Origin of the sequence: Vibrio sp. Isolate30 (genome assembly GCF_022397975.1) — a bacterium.
Lineage (GTDB): Bacteria > Pseudomonadota > Gammaproteobacteria > Enterobacterales > Vibrionaceae > Vibrio > Vibrio fortis.
The window spans coordinates 57,733-76,111 of the sequence record NZ_JAKEUS010000005.1 but is presented as its reverse complement, the minus strand read 5'-3'; the positions used below and the strand labels follow the sequence as shown (position 1 = coordinate 76,111).

General features: G+C 45.1%; 16 protein-coding genes and 1 other annotated feature. Of the genes, 11 read left to right on the top strand and 5 right to left on the bottom strand.

Annotated elements, in window-relative coordinates; genetic code table 11:
• Positions 1-295 precede the first annotated feature (295 nt).
• Positions 296-411: a sequence feature (Thr leader region), on the top strand.
• Between the two features lie 31 nt (positions 412-442).
• From thrA to L1D60_RS13880, 4 genes are all read left to right on the top strand, one after another.
• Positions 443-2,902, top strand: a complete 2,460-nt coding sequence (gene thrA, locus L1D60_RS13895) for a bifunctional aspartate kinase/homoserine dehydrogenase I (protein ID WP_239841565.1) — start codon at positions 443-445, stop codon at positions 2,900-2,902.
• Between the two features lie 17 nt (positions 2,903-2,919).
• Positions 2,920-3,876, top strand: a complete 957-nt coding sequence (gene thrB, locus L1D60_RS13890; protein ID WP_239841753.1) for a homoserine kinase — start codon at positions 2,920-2,922, stop codon at positions 3,874-3,876.
• Positions 3,873-5,156, top strand: a complete 1,284-nt coding sequence (gene thrC, locus L1D60_RS13885; protein WP_239841564.1) for a threonine synthase — start codon at positions 3,873-3,875, stop codon at positions 5,154-5,156. Before thrB ends, thrC begins: the two co-directional genes overlap by 4 nt.
• 128 nt (positions 5,157-5,284) lie before the next feature.
• Positions 5,285-5,944 carry an NAD(P)H-dependent oxidoreductase gene (locus tag L1D60_RS13880; protein WP_239841563.1) on the top strand — a complete coding sequence of 220 codons (660 nt, stop codon included), beginning with the start codon at positions 5,285-5,287 and terminating at the stop codon, positions 5,942-5,944.
• An 80-nt stretch (positions 5,945-6,024) separates the two neighbouring features.
• On the opposite strand, the gene grcA is transcribed toward L1D60_RS13880, so the two are convergent.
• On the bottom strand, positions 6,025-6,402 hold the full coding sequence (gene grcA, locus L1D60_RS13875; protein ID WP_150895821.1) for an autonomous glycyl radical cofactor GrcA: 378 nt from the start codon (positions 6,400-6,402) through the stop codon (positions 6,025-6,027).
• Between the two features lie 327 nt (positions 6,403-6,729).
• On the opposite strand from grcA, the gene nfo reads away from it, so the two are divergent.
• From nfo to L1D60_RS13860, 3 genes are all read left to right on the top strand, one after another.
• Positions 6,730-7,635: a deoxyribonuclease IV gene (gene nfo, locus L1D60_RS13870; protein WP_239841562.1), complete on the top strand. Its 906-nt coding sequence runs from the start codon at positions 6,730-6,732 to the stop codon at positions 7,633-7,635.
• Between the two features lie 447 nt (positions 7,636-8,082).
• The gene (ung, locus tag L1D60_RS13865; protein WP_239841561.1) at positions 8,083-8,763 is read left to right on the top strand and encodes a uracil-DNA glycosylase; all 681 of its coding nucleotides are present in this window, start codon (positions 8,083-8,085) and stop codon (positions 8,761-8,763) included.
• Between the two features lie 86 nt (positions 8,764-8,849).
• The gene (locus L1D60_RS13860) at positions 8,850-9,401 is read left to right on the top strand and encodes a hemerythrin domain-containing protein (protein ID WP_239841560.1); all 552 of its coding nucleotides are present in this window, start codon (positions 8,850-8,852) and stop codon (positions 9,399-9,401) included.
• A gap of 117 nt (positions 9,402-9,518) precedes the next feature.
• On the opposite strand, the gene L1D60_RS13855 is transcribed toward L1D60_RS13860, so the two are convergent.
• The gene (locus L1D60_RS13855) at positions 9,519-9,707 is read right to left on the bottom strand and encodes a DUF3545 family protein (protein WP_239841559.1); all 189 of its coding nucleotides are present in this window, start codon (positions 9,705-9,707) and stop codon (positions 9,519-9,521) included.
• Between the two features lie 709 nt (positions 9,708-10,416).
• On the opposite strand from L1D60_RS13855, the gene L1D60_RS13850 reads away from it, so the two are divergent.
• Both L1D60_RS13850 and yaaA read left to right on the top strand, forming a co-directional pair.
• Positions 10,417-11,844 carry a sodium:alanine symporter family protein gene (locus L1D60_RS13850; RefSeq protein ID WP_239841558.1) on the top strand — a complete coding sequence of 476 codons (1,428 nt, stop codon included), beginning with the start codon at positions 10,417-10,419 and terminating at the stop codon, positions 11,842-11,844.
• 209 nt (positions 11,845-12,053) lie between these two features.
• Positions 12,054-12,830 carry a peroxide stress protein YaaA gene (gene yaaA / locus L1D60_RS13845; RefSeq protein ID WP_239841557.1) on the top strand — a complete coding sequence of 259 codons (777 nt, stop codon included), beginning with the start codon at positions 12,054-12,056 and terminating at the stop codon, positions 12,828-12,830.
• Between the two features lie 102 nt (positions 12,831-12,932).
• On the opposite strand, the gene srmB is transcribed toward yaaA, so the two are convergent.
• Entirely contained in the window at positions 12,933-14,165 is a 1,233-nt protein-coding gene (gene srmB, locus L1D60_RS13840) for an ATP-dependent RNA helicase SrmB (RefSeq protein ID WP_239841556.1), read from the bottom strand.
• Positions 14,166-14,273: 108 nt separating this feature from the next.
• On the bottom strand, positions 14,274-14,996 hold the full coding sequence (locus L1D60_RS13835) for a methyltransferase (protein ID WP_239841555.1): 723 nt from the start codon (positions 14,994-14,996) through the stop codon (positions 14,274-14,276).
• 312 nt (positions 14,997-15,308) lie between these two features.
• Between L1D60_RS13835 and brnQ the strand changes: the two genes are divergently transcribed.
• Positions 15,309-16,622 carry a branched-chain amino acid transport system II carrier protein gene (brnQ, locus tag L1D60_RS13830; RefSeq protein ID WP_239841554.1) on the top strand — a complete coding sequence of 438 codons (1,314 nt, stop codon included), beginning with the start codon at positions 15,309-15,311 and terminating at the stop codon, positions 16,620-16,622.
• 156 nt (positions 16,623-16,778) lie between these two features.
• On the opposite strand, the gene fldB is transcribed toward brnQ, so the two are convergent.
• The gene (gene fldB / locus L1D60_RS13825) at positions 16,779-17,300 is read right to left on the bottom strand and encodes a flavodoxin FldB (protein WP_032553159.1); all 522 of its coding nucleotides are present in this window, start codon (positions 17,298-17,300) and stop codon (positions 16,779-16,781) included.
• 151 nt (positions 17,301-17,451) lie between these two features.
• Between fldB and xerD the strand changes: the two genes are divergently transcribed.
• Positions 17,452-18,366 (top strand): site-specific tyrosine recombinase XerD, encoded by a 915-nt coding sequence (gene xerD, locus L1D60_RS13820; protein ID WP_032553160.1) that lies wholly within the window; start codon positions 17,452-17,454, stop codon positions 18,364-18,366.
• The last annotated feature ends 13 nt before the right edge of the window (positions 18,367-18,379 follow it).

Sequence of the window (18,379 nt, the reverse complement as noted above, 5' to 3'; positions counted from 1 at the left end):
TTGTTATATACGCTTGTTGTCTAATTAAAGCACAGATTTTGATGGTTGGCTGTACGACCTAGATACCTTTTTGTTCGATCTATATAGGCAACTGATTGCTTTTGCGATCTGGGGCAAACTCTGTTCATTTTTTATGCCTTGCATTTCATGGCTACATTCTGCTCTAAATAACGTCTTACTATGAAAAATGTCGTGAATGCGAAAAAAAAGTAACTTTTCATTGACGAGATGTAGCAAAACTTGATACACGTAGAGATAAGCAAACGCAGAGAATTGAATATGCAGCACTCAAGCCACCTAGTAATGACCACAACCATTATTATTACCGACATTACAATTGTTGGGGCAGGCTGCTAACTAACGGATTTACAAATAAAGGCCTGTATCCCACAAGATACAGGCCTTTTTTTATACCATTTTTACGACTTATGGAGAGGAAGGGATGCGAGTTTTAAAGTTTGGAGGTTCATCATTAGCGGACGCCGATCGTTTTTTGAGAGCGGCGGATATCATTGCTAATAATGCCCAGCAAGAAGAGCTAGCGGTCGTGCTATCAGCACCTGGTAAAACAACCAATAAACTGGTTGCGGTGATTGAATCAGCACTCAAACATGGTGAAGCGGAATCTCAAATCAAAGAGATTGAGTCTTCTTTTATTGCACTGTTTTCTGACATCAAAGCACTGGTTCCAGGTGTAGATGGTACGGCTTTCCAAGAGCAAGTGGATACGTCACTGACTCAACTACGTCAGTTTGTTAATGGTATCGACCTGTTAGGCATGTGCCCTAACCACGTTAACGCGCGCATCATCAGTAAAGGTGAGCGTATCTCTATCCAGCTAATGAAAGCGGTATTAGAGGCAAAAGGTCAGCCAGCTAACCTTATCGACCCTGTTCAGTACTTGTACGCGAAGGGTGATCACCTAGAAGCGATGGTCGATGTTGATGTATCAACGCAAAACTTCCGCCAAAACCCTCTTCCTCAAGGACACGTAAACATCATGCCTGGCTTTACAGCCGGTAATGACAAGGGTGAGCTAGTAACACTAGGCCGAAATGGCTCGGACTACTCAGCCGCAGTGTTAGCAGCGTGTTTGCGTGCCGATTGTTGTGAAATTTGGACTGACGTAGACGGCGTTTACAACTGTGACCCTCGCCTTGTTGATGATGCTCGTCTTCTTAAGTCATTGAGCTATCAAGAAGCAATGGAGCTTTCTTATTTCGGTGCTTCAGTTCTTCACCCTAAAACAATCGCGCCAATTGCGCAGTTCCATATCCCATGTTTGATCAAAAATAGCTTTAACCCTCAAGGTGCTGGCACTCTTATCGGTCAAGACACTGGCGAAGACAACCTTGCAATCAAAGGCATCACTACGCTAAGTGACCTGACAATGGTTAACGTGTCTGGTCCGGGTATGAAGGGCATGGTTGGTATGGCAAGTCGTGTCTTCGGTGCAATGTCTTCAGCTGGCGTTTCCATCGTTCTTATTACTCAATCATCCTCTGAGTACAGCATCAGCTTCTGTATCGAATCTGCAGATAAGCAAAAAGCGCAACAAGTATTGTCTGAAGCGTTTGAACTTGAACTGAAAGATGGCCTGCTAGAGCCAGTTGAGTTCATGGATGACGTAGCTATCGTTACACTGGTTGGTGACGGCATGCGTACTTCACGCGGTGTTGCTTCTCAGTTCTTCTCGTCATTAGCAGAAGTGAACGTAAACATTGTCGCGATTGCACAAGGCTCTTCTGAGCGAGCAATCTCTGCAGTGATTCCTGAAGATAAAATATCTGAAGCGATCAAAGCGTGTCACGAAAACCTATTTAACTCTAAGCACTTCCTTGATGTCTTCGTTGTCGGTGTTGGCGGCGTTGGTGGTGAGCTGGTGGATCAAATCAAGCGCCAACAAGGTAAATTGGCAGAGAAAGGCATTGTTATCCGCGTATGTGGCCTAGCAAACAGTAAAGGCCTACTGCTTGATAGCGAAGGACTACCACTGGATCACTGGCGTGATCGCATGAACAGCGCAACTGAAGAGTTTAGCTTGCCACGTCTTGCTGCTTTGGTTCAGCGTAACCACATCATCAACCCAGTGTTGGTGGATTGTACTTCAAGCGAAGCGATTGCAAACCAGTATGCTGACTTCCTAGCGGCTGGCTTCCACGTTGTTACGCCGAACAAGAAAGCAAACACAGCAAGCATGGCTTACTACCATCAGCTTCGTGAAGTTGCACGTAACTCACGTCGTAAGTTGATGTACGAGACAACCGTAGGTGCAGGCCTTCCGGTTATCGAGAACTTGCAGAACCTTATCTCTGCTGGTGATGAACTTGAGAAATTTAACGGCATTCTATCGGGTTCTCTATCTTACATCTTCGGTAAGCTTGATGAAGGTATGACACTAAGCCAAGCAACCAACATTGCTAAAGATAATGGCTTTACTGAACCAGACCCACGTGACGACCTTTCAGGCATGGATGTCGCACGTAAGCTACTAATCTTGGCTCGTGAGGCGGGAATGGCGCTAGAGCTTGAAGATGTAGAAGTTGATCAAGCACTGCCACCAGGTTTTGATGATTCAGGTAGCGTGGAAGAGTTCATGGCGCGTCTACCAGAAGCGGATGCCTACTTCCAAGAGCAGTCTGCGAAAGCGGCTGAAGAGGGCAAAGTGCTACGTTATGTTGGCGAAATCGCCGATGGTAAATGTAAGGTTCGCATCGCAGCAGTCGATGGCGATGACCCAATGTTCAAGATTAAAGATGGCGAGAACGCACTCGCATTCTACAGCCGTTACTACCAACCAATTCCACTAGTACTGCGTGGTTACGGTGCAGGTACTGAGGTAACGGCAGCGGGCGTATTCTCTGATGTAATGCGTACCCTTGGCTGGAAATTAGGAGTTTAAGAATGAGTTCAAGTGATATGGATGTTGTAGTTTACGCTCCAGCTTCAATCGGTAATGTCAGCGTTGGTTTTGATGTACTTGGTGCAGCCGTGTCGCCTATCGATGGCACACTGCTTGGTGACCGAGTGATGGTCAAAGCGGGTGATGAACCATTCTCCCTAAAAACAGCAGGTAGCTTTGTTTCTAAGTTACCAACGGAAGCAAAAGAGAACATCGTTTACGATTGCTGGACCGTATTTGCTCGTGAAATCGATAAAAAGGGTGTCGCTCTTAAACCACTAGAGATGACGCTTGAAAAGAATATGCCGATTGGTTCAGGTTTGGGCTCAAGCGCATGTTCAATTGTGGCGGCGCTGGATGCTCTAAACCGTTTTCATGGTCAGCCATTAGACGAGACTGAACTGCTCGCACTTATGGGTGAGATGGAAGGTAAGATTTCAGGCGGCGTTCACTATGATAACGTAGCTCCGTGTTACCTTGGTGGCGTACAACTTATGCTGGAGGAGCTGGGCATTATCAGCCAAGAAGTGCCTTGCTTTGATGACTGGTTCTGGGTAATGGCGTATCCGGGCATTAAGGTATCAACCGCAGAAGCGCGAGAGATCCTACCATCTCAATACCGTCGTCAAGATATCATTGCTCATGGTCGCCACCTTGCAGGCTTTATTCACGCTTGCCACTCTGGTCAGCCTGAGCTTGCTGCAAAGATGATCAAAGACGTGATCGCAGAACCATATCGTGAGAAACTGCTACCAGGTTTTGCTGACGCTCGTAAATACGCGTTGTCAGCGGGAGCGCTTGCCACGGGAATCTCCGGTAGCGGGCCAACCTTATTTAGCATTTGCAAAGAAAAAGATGTCGCTGAGCGTGTTGCACGCTGGTTAGAACAAAATTACGTACAAAATGAAGAAGGATTCGTCCATGTTTGTCGTTTGGACAAGCAAGGCTCGATCGTTACAGGAAGTGAGTTATGAAGCTGTACAACATCAAAGAAAATGATGAGCAAGTCTCTTTTGGCCAAGCCGTTCGCCAAGGTCTAGGCCGTAATCAAGGTCTATTTTTCCCATCAGAGCTACCAAAGTTTGATGATATCGATGCACTGCTAGCAGAGGACTTTGTCCCTCGTAGCGCAAAGATTCTCTCTGCACTGATTGGTGACGAACTACCAAAAGAGCAGATCGATCAAATGGTAGATGCAGCGTTCCAATTCCCTGCACCTATCAACCAAGTGAAAGATGGCGTTTATGCGCTTGAACTGTTCCATGGTCCAACGCTTGCATTTAAAGATTTTGGTGGCCGTTTTATGGCGCAATCTTTAGCGGCGGTTTCCGATGGTGGCAAGATTACCATTCTTACAGCAACATCAGGTGATACGGGTGCGGCGGTTGCGCATGCGTTCTATGGTATGGAAGACATCAACGTTGTGATTCTGTACCCGAAAGGCAAGATCAGCCCACTGCAAGAGAAGCTGTTCTGTACACTAGGTAAAAACATCCACACTGTTGCTATCGACGGTGACTTCGATGCGTGTCAGGCACTGGTTAAGCAAGCGTTTGATGACGCAGCACTGCGTGAAGAGATCGGTCTTAACTCGGCGAACTCTATCAACATCAGTCGCCTAATGGCTCAGATCTGTTACTACTTTGAAGCCGCTTCTCAGCTAACGAAAGAGCAGCGTGAAGAGCTGGTTATCTCGGTACCAAGTGGTAACTTCGGTAACCTGACAGCGGGTCTGCTGGCGAAAGCACTAGGCTTACCAGTGAAGCGTTTCATCGCCGCAACCAACGAAAATGACACGGTGCCACGTTACCTAGAAACAGGTGAGTGGGATCCAAAGCCGACGGTTGCAACCACATCGAACGCAATGGATGTGAGCCAACCAAACAACTGGCCTCGTATCGAAGAGCTTTGCCAACTGAAAGGCTGGGGCTTGGATACTCTGGGTAAAGGTAAAGTATCTGATGAGCAGAGTGCAGAATCAGTTCGTGACCTAAAAGCACAAGGTTACCTATGCGAACCGCACGGTGCGATTGCTTACCGTCTACTGGACGAACAACTACAAGACGGTGAAACCGGTCTGTTCTTATGTACGGCTCACCCTGCTAAATTCAAAGAAGTGGTTGATGATATTCTAGGTTCAGATATCGATCTGCCAGGTCCTCTAGCGAAGCACGCGGCGATGGAGCTGCTGTCTGAAGACCTTGCGAATGACTTTGATGCTCTGAAGGAAGTACTGCGCCGAGTTCAGCCATAGTTCTGAATACGCCAGTTCTGATAAGAGAATAACAACGACAAACTCATTGCGGTTTTGTTAGATTGAATGAAAAGGTGAGTACCATTGGTATTCACCTTTTTTATTGGATATTGATATGAGGAGAAGGTATGCACTTTTTGGTCTTTTTAGGATCCGTGCGAGAAAGCACACCACCGAAACCTGCCAGAGTGGGCGAGCGAGTAAGTCGAGCCTGTATGAAACTACTCAACAAGACCTATCCTGAGCATACGGTTGAGATCATCGACCCTCTGAACTATGAACTTGGACCGATTTTCAAACCGGAGTTCTCTTATCGACGTTCTCAGGTGCCGGCTTCTCTGAGTGAGTTAGCAGAAAAAATCCAACAAGCGGATGGTTACGTGATGGTAAGCCCTGAATACAATCATTCGATGAGTCCTGCGTTGGCTAATATTCTCAACCACTTTGGTAGTTCTCTATTTTCTTACAAGCCGAGTGCGATCGTAACGTACTCAGCAGGTCAGTGGGGCGGTGCACGCGCTTCGGTCTCAATGCGAACTTTTTTATCTGAGCTTGGTTGTTTGCCGGTGTCGGCGATGGTTCATCTACCAAAAGCACAACAAGTCTTTGATGAGGAGGGGGATATAGCAGAGACCACTGAGCAAGAGCAATGGGATGAGTACATGAACCGTACTCTACATCAATTAGTTTGGTGGGCTGAGGGAGCTGCACTCCAAAGAGAAAAACAAGACCCTACCGTATTGGCTAAAGCGTTTCGTAAAGATCCGTCGCAGCGTAATGCACCTTAACGCCGCTGATATTGAGACGAAAAAAAAGCTTGGTCGCGATGACCAAGCTTTTTCAAATTCGGTAACTCTAGAGTTCTAAATTATAGAGACTCAGTGAACGTACGTGCGATAACATCACGTTGCTGTTCAGTAGTTAGAGAGTTGAAACGTACAGCGTAACCCGATACACGGATAGTTAGCTGTGGGTAGTTCTCTGGGTGAGCAACTGCGTCTTCTAGCGTTTCGCGCTTAAGAACGTTTACGTTTAGGTGTTGACCACCTTCGATGCGAGGTGCAGTTTCGATTGCAACTTCACGGCTCTCGTACTCACCTAGATCAGCAGCTGGGATAACTTGGTCAGCTTCGAAACCAGCTGTTGCTGCAACACAACGCGCTTCGTTCTTTTCGCTATCTAGTAGCCAGATTGAGTTAAGTAGTTCGTCGTTTGCTGCTTTAGTAATTTGAATACCTTGGATCATCACTATCTCCTAGTCCACTGAATGTGGTTTGATTTATGGTGTTAACTTTCGAATTTTGTTGAGCTGGGTTATATATACCCATTTTGTGCTAGTGTAATATTGATTTAAGTCAAAAAACAACCAAAAACCTTAATTTTTTAATGGTAATTACTTTGAGTTAAATCAATAAAACCTTTGAAAACAATATAGTTACAAAATATTTTAAACTATAAAAAATATTTAACGGTCAATTTTGTTGTAATTTTACTACAAAATTTGTGCTTTTATTGAACTGACGCGGATATAAACTAGCTTTTATCCACCATTCTGTAAGTGTGAAGTGATTTAATGACAAACAGCAATTCTCTGGAAAAAAAAGACTCAGATTCTCGCCAAAAGTTTATTGGCGCGCATGTGTCGGCAGCTGGCGGTGTCGATCAAGCGCCTATGCGAGCGCGTGAAATTGGCGCGAATGCTTTTGCGCTATTTACTAAGAATCAGAGACAGTGGGCAGCGAAGCCATTAGAGTCAAAAACCATCAGTGCGTTTAAAGCCAACTGTAAGATGTTAGGTTTTAGCTCAGAGCACATTCTTCCCCATGACTCCTATCTGATTAACTTAGGTGCACCAGAAGAAGAGAAGTTAGAAAAGTCGCGCGCTGCTTTTATTGATGAAATGGAGCGTTGTAACCAACTCGGCTTGACGTTACTGAATTTTCATCCTGGGAGTCATTTAAAGAAGATTTCCGAAAGTGACTGTTTGGCGAGAATCGCCGAATCTATCAATATTGCTCATCGTGCAGTGCCAGATGTGATCGCTGTGATTGAGAATACCTCTGGGCAAGGCACTAATTTAGGCTGGAAATTCGAACACCTTGCTGAAATTATTGATCAGGTTGAAGATAAAACTCGTGTTGGTGTTTGTTTAGATACCTGCCATACCTTTACTGCAGGCTATGACTTGCGTACTAAAGATGCGTGTGAAGCCACTTTCGCTGAGTTTGATCGCATTGTTGGAATGCACTATCTCAGAGCAATGCACATCAATGATTCAAAAGCTGAGTTCGCAAGCCGCGTCGATCGACACCATTCGCTTGGTCAGGGTGAGATCGGTTGGGCGTGTTTTGAATATATAGCGTCAGATTCGCGCTTTGATAACATGCCGTTGATCTTGGAAACGATCGATTCTTCGATTTGGAAAGAGGAAATTCAACAACTTAGAATGTATCACCATACGTCTGTTAATGCAGAGTGACGGTTGAACATACTAAGCCATAAAAAACTGTGGCTAAATAGGATTGTTGGCACCTTTCTTTCATAGTGTTTAATGAATATGTATTTCACTATGTAATAGAGGAGGGTGCCATTATGTATTCGACCACTTACACACCTAAAGCTAATCTTCATGTTTCAACGATTCATGCGACCCCTAGATTGCCAACTCCGAATCGTCACATTCACAGCCATGGTCATCATCGAACGCCTCAGAAAGGCCAATCATGATTCTCCCTCTTTTTACTCAGCGGTGAGTATCAATGAATCTCTATCTGCGAACTTGGACAACGATGTCTATTAATAGCGGTATGAGGTATAACTAGGCTTTACAGTCACAGTTATCACTCATACCGTTATTTTTATGCAGAGAACTAGTTTCATCCAAAGAGCTAGCTCTACTCGAGTGACACCGTTTGGGAGCAATTCAATGAGTTCGTCGCAGACTTGGCAAGATATTATTCGTCAGCAACAGAGCCAACCTTACTTTCAGCAAATTAACGACTTTGTAGAGCAGCAAAGACGTGATGGAAAGGTCGTATACCCACCAGAAAATCAAGTGTTCAGCGCCTTTGATATGACGCCATTCGAGGACGTACGTGTCGTGATTCTAGGACAAGATCCTTATCATGGTGCTCAGCAGGCACATGGTTTGGCTTTTTCTGTGCTACCTGGCGTTAAGATCCCACCCTCCCTGCGTAATATGTATAAAGAACTTGCTGATGACATAGAGGGCTTTGAAGCGCCAACACACGGTTATCTAGAATCTTGGGCACAACAAGGTGTATTGATGCTCAATACTGTATTAACAGTAGAAGAGGGCAAGGCACACTCACACGCTAAATGTGGTTGGGAAACCTTTACTGACCATATCATCGCGCAACTTAATGAACGCGCTGAACCGATTGTCTTTTTATTGTGGGGCGCACATGCTCAGAAGAAAGGCCAAGCCATTGATGAGAAAAAGCATTTTGTATTGAGTGCGCCACATCCATCGCCACTATCTGCAAGACGCGGCTTTTTTGGCTGTAAGCACTTCTCTCAAACTAATGAGCTATTAAAGTCACAAAATTTGCCTGCAATTGACTGGTGTTTACCATTTGATGTCTAGTTTGATGGTTTTCTGAGCAGTATCAAACCCTATTTTCGCATCTTCATATACACTTACAAAGAGTAGGTGTAATGGAGTGCAATACTATGATGATAGAAAGGATAAGAAGAGAGCATGGTTACATGGCTCGTCTGCTCACGATCTTGAATACCAAGCTTGAGCTTCTAAAGAAAGAGCGAGCGATAAACTACAGCTTAGTGGCGGAAGTGGTGCATTATTTAATGAATCACTCAGATAGTGTGCATCACCCTAAAGAAGACATAATCTACCGTCACTACTTAAAGCACTATGGTAAACAACAGGCAATTGAAGACCTAGAGCTTGAACATCAGATACTCGCTGAAAAGACTGCTGACTTTTTAGATGTCGTTGAGATGATTCTTCAAGATGCGGTTGTTCCGCAGCAGGTGTTTATCGATCAGCTCGCGGCGTTTATAGAAGCGCAAAGAAAACACATGGAGTATGAAGAGAAAGTGATTTTGCCGATTATCGTCGGTGCTTTCTCGGTGCAAGATTGGCGCAGTGTTGAAGAGCTTTGGCAACAGCCGGAAGACGACCCTGTGTTTGGTGACACGATTGCAGACCAATACCGTCAGTTAGCGACTCGCGTTCGCCAAAGTGAAAAAGAGTGTGTATAGCCAGCGAAGTCGGTAGTGAATCAAAAGAAGACCCGTATCAGTAATCTGCTATCTATGTTACGACAGAAAAAGTAAAGGCACCCAACGTGGGTGCCTTTGTTTTGTTTATCGTGTCTATTAAAGCTTAATATCGTCGAGGTCGAAATCTAAACCAAGATTCATGTCCATGAGTTCTTTTTGAAGGCGTCGACGATCGTTAATCTCTTCAATCTCTCGCCACTTACGTTTTAGAGGTTTTGAACGCGCTTTTTGCGTTGCACGAGGTAGATCAAGTTCAGTGATTTCATCGTATTGAAAGTTATCCATAAGCTATATCTCCTTCCGTGGGAATAGTCCTTTCGGACCCATTAAATACCATAATTAATGCCACCATAACTTTGATTTGTTTCTCATTTGTTTCATATTCATGAAGGTTTCGTGTGGTTTTTTGACTTACCCTCACACATACGGTCGATATTTGTGTTTAAAAATTAGGCAAACAAACTTAGGAAAACGATTAAATTCACTCTCTGCGAATGTTAATTCATTGTGCGAAGCTTATGCTCCTTTCGTTACAATGCAACCAATTACCTATCAAGGAAATGGGTAGGAGTTTTACTTGATACTTCCAAAAACGGTGATTGTTCACTATACCTTGTAAAGCCTAGCCTGACGGCTATTTTATAGGATGCTGTGCAGGTTGAAGTGAGATACTGTCCATTGTTGAGCTTATGTCCCGATAATGTGACTTTTATGAGGTGTTGTTGTTGCGGTTTGTGTTAATAAAAGGTGATTTTTTAGTGAAATGTCACTTTGATATAAATTTGTTTGCATATTGATTTTTGCTAAATCTCACTGCATTATCCGCCCGTCAAAAATACACTGATACGTAAAATGGATGCATGAAGCGACATTTACAGTCTCAATCGCTGCAAGAACATAACAATGAATGCCGACACAACATTGACAGAGGCATAGGCGATTAAGAGGAAGGCTAGGAAGCATGATCAGTGCTTAAACTCAATACGAGGTTCACGTGACAGATTTAATCAATTTAATGAACGATCTTCTTTGGGGATCAATCTTAGTTTACTTACTCGTTGGTGTGGGTATCTACTTCACCGTACGACTAGGCTTCATTCAATTCCGCCATTTTGGCCACATGTTCTCTGTTCTGAAGAACAGCCGTAAAGCAGACAGCGCTGGTATCTCATCTTTCCAAGCTCTTTGTACTAGTCTTGCTGCACGTGTTGGTACTGGTAACATGGCTGGTGTTGCTGTAGCTCTAACTGCGGGGGGCCCTGGTGCTATCTTCTGGATGTGGCTAATTGCAATGCTGGGTATGGCAACGTCGTTTGCAGAGAGCACACTGGCTCAGCTATACAAAACGCGTGATAACGACGGTAACTACCGTGGTGGCCCTGCATACTACATGGAGAAAGGCCTAGGCATGCGTTGGATGGGGGTTCTATTCTCTATCTTCCTAATCATCGCATTTGGTCTGGTTTTCAACGCGGTACAAGCAAACGCGATCGCAAGCGCAATGAATACAGCGTTTGACTTTGAGCGCAGCTACACAGGTGTCGCGATTGTGGTTATCTCTGCATTCGTTATCTTCGGTGGTATCCGTAAGATCGCACGTACTGCTGAAATCATCGTACCAATCATGGCGCTGGCTTACCTTGCTATCGCACTGTTCATCATGTTTGCAAACATCGAGAAAGTGCCTGAAGTATTGGCTCTTATCTTCAAGAGCGCATTCGGTCTGCAAGAAGCAGCAGCGGGTGGCCTAGGTTACGCAATCGCTCAAGCAATGATCAACGGTATTAAACGTGGTCTGTTCTCGAACGAAGCAGGTATGGGTTCTGCGCCAAACGCAGCGGCATCAGCGACGCCTTATCCACCGCACCCAGCATCTCAAGGTTACGTTCAGATGCTAGGCGTGTTCATGGATACTATCGTTATCTGTTCAGCAACAGTTGCAATTATCCTAATGTCGGGCGAATACGTTCCTCACGGTGAAGTAACGGGTATCGAACTGACTCAACGTGCACTAACAGCACAAGTTGGCTCATGGGGTGGTATCTTTGTAGCAGTAGCGATTTTCTTCTTCGCTTTCACTTCAATCATCGCGAACTACTCGTACGCTGAAACGAACCTAATCTTCCTTGAGCATAACAACAAGAAGGGTCTAGTACTTTTCCGTATCATCGTTCTAGGCATGGTAATGTTCGGTTCAATGGCAACGCTGCCAACAGTATGGGCATTGGCTGACGTATCTATGGGCCTAATGGCGATTGTTAACTTGGTAGCGATTATCCTGCTATCGGGCATCGTGATTAAGCTGGCAAAAGACTACAACCGTCAACTAGACGCGGGTAAGGTTCCAACGTTTGATGCGAACGATTTCCCTGAGCTTAAGTCTCAACTAGAAGATGGTATCTGGGACGGCAACAAGAAGTAATCTTGTGCATGGAGCGTTAAGTTAAACCGAGCGCTCACCGTTTACAGATTGAAAGGCTAAGGTAGTGATACCTTAGCCTTTTTTATTGTGTGGATATTACTGAAATAGGTGTTTATCTATTGAAGTAATAGGAAGAGTCATAAAGACAAATTGATGTTTTTTCTATACTCTATCCAGCATAAAGTCAGATAACCGATTAGGGTAAAGTTATGTTAGTTGTCGTATCACCAGCAAAGACATTAGATTATGAATCGCCATTGGCTACCGAGCAGTTTACTCAACCAGAGTTTATTGAACACTCTGCCGAGCTGATTGAAGAGTGCCGTAAACTAACGCCTGCAGATGTATCGGCGCTAATGAAGGTGAGCGATAAGATTGCCGGCCTTAACGTGGCACGTTTTGAACAGTGGAGTGAGACCTTCACACAAGAGAATGCTCGCCAAGCGATTCTGGCGTTTAAGGGCGATGTTTACACTGGCCTTGAAGCGGAAACTCTGACGGACGCGGATTTCGAATACGCACAAAAGCACCTACGCATGTTGTCAGGCCTATATGGTTTACTAAAGCCGTTGGACTTGATGCAGCCTTACCGCTTAGAGATGGGTACACGCCTAGCGAATGCACGTGGCACCAACCTTTATCAGTTCTGGGGCAATCTGATCACTGACAAGCTTAATGAAACGTTAAATGCACAGGGCGATAATGTTTTGATCAACCTTGCATCGAATGAGTACTTCAAAGCGGTGAAGCCACAGAACCTGGATGGTCAGGTGATCACCCCTGTATTCAAAGATTGTAAGAATGGTCAATACAAGGTGATCAGTTTCTATGCGAAAAAAGCGCGCGGTATGATGGCGCGTTACATCATTGAAAACCGTGTTGATTCGATTGAAAAGCTGACTCAGTTTGATACTGCGGGCTACTACTTTGTTGAAGAAGAGTCGAACGCAAAAGAGCTAGTATTCAAACGCGAAGAACAGAACTAGTTATCACTTTATCTTAATCATTAAAAAGCCCCTGACAGCATTGCTATCAGGGGCTTTTGTTATTCTGGAGAGTGTTTTAAGTCACTGAGTGACTCGATAAAACTACTTCTTCTTTTTCTTAGCGGTTTTTTTAGCTGCGCCTTTCTTATCGTCCTTCTTCACCTTTTTCTTCTTCTTGAAGACAGGCTTTTTGTGTGTAGGACGCATACCTTCGATGAAGCGCTCTTTGATGCTCTCTTTAGTGTAACGTGCAACACGCTCAATCATTGGCTGATCGTGTGCTTCGATTAGCGAGATCGCATTACCTTTTTTACCAGCACGAGCCGTACGGCCAATACGGTGCAGGTAAACGTCAGCGGTACGTGGCATGTCGTAGTTAATTACGTGGCTCACGTCTGGAAGGTCGATACCACGAGCTGCTACGTCTGTCGCAAGTAACACATTCACAGAACCATCACGGAAGCGAGCAATCGCATTGTTACGGCGATCTTGTGGCATTTCACCTTGAATCCAAGCACATGGGATTTGCGCACTTTCTAGTTGAGCTCGTAGATCAGCTAGGCGCTCACGTGTTTTAAGGAACACGATGGTACGCTCTGCTTGCTCAGTAATGATGTGCTTTAGAAGATCCAGCTTGTGCTCTGCGGTGTCTGCACGGTGGTACCACTGAGTGATCTTTTTACGTTCACGCAGAGATGATTTAGCATCGATCTCCGCTGGGTTGTTTAGCAGGTCTTCAGTGAAGCCTTCAACGCCTTTACCCTCTAGTGTTGCCGAGAATAGTAGTGTCTGTTTACGCCAGCGACACTCTGCTGATAGACGGTCAACAACTGGACCAAAGCCCATGTCTAGCATGCGGTCTGCTTCGTCTAGGATCAACCACTCGATAGCGCGACAATCAAAGCGCTCAGCTTCGATGTATTCCATTAGACGACCTGGAGTCGCAACAACGATGTCTTGGGTTGTACCAAGAATATCCGCGTGCTCTTGGTACATCACACCGCCCGTGATCGTGAAGATGTTAAGGCTAGTGTATTTAGCAAGATCACGAGCTTGGTCGGCGATCTGCATCGCTAGTTCACGTGTTGGCGTTAGGATCAGCATACGAGCTGGGCCAGCTTTCTTACGTGGGAAGTCGAGCAGGTACTGCAGTGCTGGCAGAACAAAAGAAGCCGTTTTACCAGTACCTGTAGGTGCAGAAGCTAAAACGTCTCGTCCATCTAACGCTTGTGGGATTGCTTCAGCTTGTATCTGTGTTGGGCGTTCGTAACCCATCTCGTCGATTGCTTTAAGCAGCTCTTGTTCTAGATCGAGTTCTGCAAAGGTTCTGATCACTGTTGTTTCTCCACAAGCAATAAATGTGTCTGCACGTCGTTGGCAGACGATAAAAAAGAGTAGTCGGACATTATAGAAGCATTAGTGATTAGGATCACATGGTATTTGCTACATCTTGAGATAAAAATCTTGGGTTAGCGCGGTAAAAGCGTCGCTGTAACCATTTTGATCATGAATTAGTAGCTGCTGGTGGTCGAGTTGCACATCAGGATCTTTAGATAGCTCAAACAAAAGACGCGTTGGCTGCTTTCTGGCGGTGGTGCTTACATCCAGTCGGCGCGATAGGTGCCATCCGCTCTGTTTGGCGAGCTCGATAAACTGTTCTCCTTCAACCATCGGCAGAATAAAGCTCGCAGTAGCAGACTCTGTCGTTAGCTCATAACAGCGAGCAGCCAGTGCTTTGTGATCAAGACTAGCAGTATGACGAGCAGTAGCACGTTGACTATGTGTAGCTTGCTCTCCGGAGTTAAAGTAGGGTGGGTTACAGATGATCGTCTCAAAACGTTCTGGTAATTCAACCTCCAACACACTACCAAAATAGAGCTGTAGGCGATTGCTCCAAGGCGAGTGGTCGAAGTTAATCTTGGCTGCGTGGATCGCGTCGGGGTCGATATCAATCGCCGAAAGAGTCACTGAAGGATAACGCTGCGCCAGCATCAGTGTTAATAAGCCGGTACCTGTACCAATATCCAGAACGTTTTGTTGCTGATTAAGTTCTGTCCATGCCCCCAGTAATACGCCATCGGTGCTAACAGGCATTCCACTCTGTCCGCCATAAATAGAAAACTGTTTAAAATTAAAGCTTTTTGTCTCGAGCGTTTTTTCTTTCATAAATCTGCAGGTACCGGAATTTTTAACTACTTAGCTTTGTTGTTGATCTTTTGTACAGGCTTTTGTTCTGATTTGGTTTTAATTGTTGCAACTTGTGAGTAGTTTATAATTGTGGTTAGTTTTTCAAAACTAGTGAAATAAACTGCTTTTTGCGTGAAATTGCAAATTAATATGGTGTTTTTCTGCGGTAGCTTGCAGCTGACTGAGTGTTTCGTCATTATGCGCGACTATTTTATAGATTGAATGGCAGTTTTTAGCTGTAACATTCACGCAAGTACAACATCATTTCAAAAATATAATTAAGGATTATCTGTGAAACAGAGTCTAAAACTAACAGATATTATGGCATTGGGCTTTATGCTTTTTGCGTTTTTCTTAGGTGCGGGTAACATCATTTTCCCACCTCTCGCCGGTCAATTAGCGGGCGAAAATGTCATCCCAGCGATGTCTGGTTTTCTTTTAACAGCGGTAGGTCTCCCTTTAATTACGATTGTTGCTATCGCAGTTGCTGGTGGTTCTTGGGGCCATCTAACGAAAGATCTTCCAAAACAAGCTGCAACGATCATGGCGGTGCTGATCTTCATCATCATCGGCCCTGCTTTTGCAGCTCCACGTACTGGTCTAGTGGCTTATGAAATGGCGGTGAAACCGTTCTTCATCGATGCTTCTCAAGCGCACCTGACTATCTTCTCTATTGCATTCTTTGCGATTGCGATGTTCTTTGCATGGTCACAGGGCAAGCTGATTGATGTGATCGGCAAGGTACTGACTCCAGCACTATTCATTGGCCTAGTGATTCTAGCGATTGCGGTTTTCGTTAACCCGCAAGGCGAGATCGTTGCGGCTCACGGTGAGTACCTAACTCAACCGCTAACCAAAGGTTTCCTTGAAGGTTACAACACCATGGATACTTTCGGTTCTCTGATGTTCGGTATGCTGATTGTGGATGCGATTCGCAGCAAAGGTATTACTGATCGCGCTGCGACAACTAAGTATCTGATCAGTGCAGGCTGCATTGCTGCGGCTGGTCTAGCGTTTGTTTACATCTCTCTGTTCTACCTAGGCGCAACAAGTGCTGCAGTAGCTTCAGGTGCAGATAACGGTGGCGTGGTTCTAAGCCAGTACGTTCAATCTCTATTTGGTCCTTCAGGTCAAATCGTTCTATCTGTGATTGTACTGCTTGCGTGTTTGACAACGGCTATCGGTCTTATCTCTGCGTGTTCTGAGTACTTTAGCTCTCTAACGCCGATGTCTTACAAAACTTGGGTAATCATCAATGGTGTAGCATGTGCGACAGTTGCTAATGTTGGCCTGGCTCAGCTTATCTCGTTGTCAGTACCGGTTCTATTTGCGCTATACCCAGTAGCGATTGCTTTGGTAGCACTGACTTTCCTACGTAAGAAACTACCAAACCCTCAAATGGCTTACCGCGTGGTTATTCTAGTATCTCTGCTATTCGCTCTGATCGATGCGGCGAAGGTAGCGGGTGTAGATGTATCTGCACTGAAGATGCTACCACTGTTTGAAATCGGTATGGGTTGGTTGCTACCAACAGCTGCAGCGATCATCTGCATGTTCTTTGTGGGTAAATCGACAGCGCCAGAGATGGCTGAAGAGACGGTTTAATCCTTTTGAATTAATCTGTTTTCGAGCTAATTTGTTTTCGAACTAACTTGTATTCGAACTAAGATAGAAAGGCCCCGCTACCAATGAGTAGCGGGGCCTTTTTGTATTCGTAGGTTCTAATGCTTATCACCAATGTTATCTTGGGTTTAAGCTGGGCTAGATTTTCTCGCTGTACTCAACCAGAACTTGCTCAACCCAAGCTGCGATTCGGTCATCACTCAGCTCATATTGTGAGTCTTCATCAAGAGCAAGGCCAACAAACTGTGATTGGTCTTCTGTTAGGGCTTTTGATGCTTCAAATTCATAACTGTCGTCGTTTGGCCAGTATCCAACAAACTCAGCGCCTACGGTTTTGAGTTCGTCGTGCAATAGACCCATCGCATCAAGGAACCACTCGCCATAGCCTTCTTGGTCGCCCAGTCCGAACAGTGCCACGACTTTACCTTTTACTGGTGTGGTTGCTAGGTCATCCCAGATTTCATTCCAATCTTCTTGGATTTCACCAAAGTCCCAAGTTGAGATACCCAGTAACAGTAGGTCGTAGTCGGCCATCAATGAAAGTGGCGTTTCTTTTACATTGTGAATGTCGACTAAGTCTTCGCCGATGATGCCGCGAATCTTTTCTGCAGCCATTTCTGTATAGCAGGTGGTTGAGCCGTAAAACAGTCCAATTTTCATAGCATGTGTTCGATTTTTATTTTGAGATGGCGAATTCTAACCATAAATTGAATTCGATTGCAGCGATTATCCGCCCAAGTCGTAATTTTTATAGCTTTCATCAGGTCTGTAGCTTAATCTCAAAACAGTTTCCAATATGATGAGAATAGCTATGCAGTCGCCGCAAGGGCAGAACGCCGATCATGGTCTTGTTGAACAATTTTTAGATGCGATGTGGATGGAGAGAGGGCTTTCTGAAAATACGCTCACCTCTTATCGTACGGATCTTGCCAAGTTACTTGATTGGATGGAAAAGAATAATTATCGCTTGGACTTCATTAGCTTATCCGGTTTGCAGGATTATCAGAGTTGGCTGGTGGATGCGAACTTTAAACAGACTTCGCGTGCACGTATGTTGTCGGCGATTCGTCGACTGTTTCAATACTTGCATCGTGAAAAGGTAAGGGCAGATGACCCGAGTGCTTTATTGGTGAGTCCAAAACTGCCTCAGCGCTTACCAAAAGACCTCAGCGAAGAGCAGGTAGATGCCTTACTGGATGCGCCGGATCCAAATGATCCGATCGAGCTAAGAGATAAAGCGATGCTAGAACTGCTCTACGCAACCGGCCTTCGTGTGACGGAGTTGGTCAGTCTGACGATGGAGAACATTAGCCTAAGACAAGGTGTGGTGCGTGTGATTGGTAAGGGGGGCAAGGAGCGCTTAGTACCAATGGGCGAAAATGCCGTAGACTGGATAGAAACCTTTATTGAACAAGGTCGCCCACAGCTGCTTGGAGAAAATAGCTCGGATGTGGTTTTCCCAAGTAAACGTGCCAAGCAAATGACCCGACAAACCTTTTGGTACCGTATAAAGCACTACGCGGTTATTGCTGGAATAGACACAGAACTGCTGTCTCCACACGTATTGAGGCATGCGTTTGCAACACATTTACTGAACTATGGTGCCGATCTCAGAGTCGTACAGATGTTATTGGGACATAGTGACTTATCGACAACCCAAATTTATACTCACGTGGCAACGGAAAGACTGAAGCAGATCCATGCTCAGCACCATCCACGAGCTTAGATTCAAATAATTT

Bases quoted from the DNA above. Each gene is read 5' to 3' on its own strand.
- thrC (WP_239841564.1), top strand. From the start codon at position 3,873: ATGAAGCTGTACAACATCAAAGAAAATGATGAGCAAGTCTCTTTTGGC.
- thrA (WP_239841565.1), top strand. From the start codon at position 443: ATGCGAGTTTTAAAGTTTGGAGGTTCATCATTAGCGGACGCCGATCGT.
- fldB (WP_032553159.1), bottom strand. From the start codon at position 17,300: ATGAAAATTGGACTGTTTTACGGCTCAACCACCTGCTATACAGAAATG.
- yaaA (WP_239841557.1), top strand. From the start codon at position 12,054: ATGTTAGTTGTCGTATCACCAGCAAAGACATTAGATTATGAATCGCCA.
- L1D60_RS13880 (WP_239841563.1), top strand. From the start codon at position 5,285: ATGCACTTTTTGGTCTTTTTAGGATCCGTGCGAGAAAGCACACCACCG.
- L1D60_RS13835 (WP_239841555.1), bottom strand. From the start codon at position 14,996: ATGAAAGAAAAAACGCTCGAGACAAAAAGCTTTAATTTTAAACAGTTT.
- L1D60_RS13855 (WP_239841559.1), bottom strand. From the start codon at position 9,707: ATGGATAACTTTCAATACGATGAAATCACTGAACTTGATCTACCTCGT.
- L1D60_RS13860 (WP_239841560.1), top strand. From the start codon at position 8,850: ATGATGATAGAAAGGATAAGAAGAGAGCATGGTTACATGGCTCGTCTG.
- thrB (WP_239841753.1), top strand. From the start codon at position 2,920: ATGGATGTTGTAGTTTACGCTCCAGCTTCAATCGGTAATGTCAGCGTT.
- xerD (WP_032553160.1), top strand. From the start codon at position 17,452: ATGCAGTCGCCGCAAGGGCAGAACGCCGATCATGGTCTTGTTGAACAA.
- ung (WP_239841561.1), top strand. From the start codon at position 8,083: ATGAGTTCGTCGCAGACTTGGCAAGATATTATTCGTCAGCAACAGAGC.
- nfo (WP_239841562.1), top strand. From the start codon at position 6,730: ATGACAAACAGCAATTCTCTGGAAAAAAAAGACTCAGATTCTCGCCAA.
- grcA (WP_150895821.1), bottom strand. From the start codon at position 6,402: ATGATCCAAGGTATTCAAATTACTAAAGCAGCAAACGACGAACTACTT.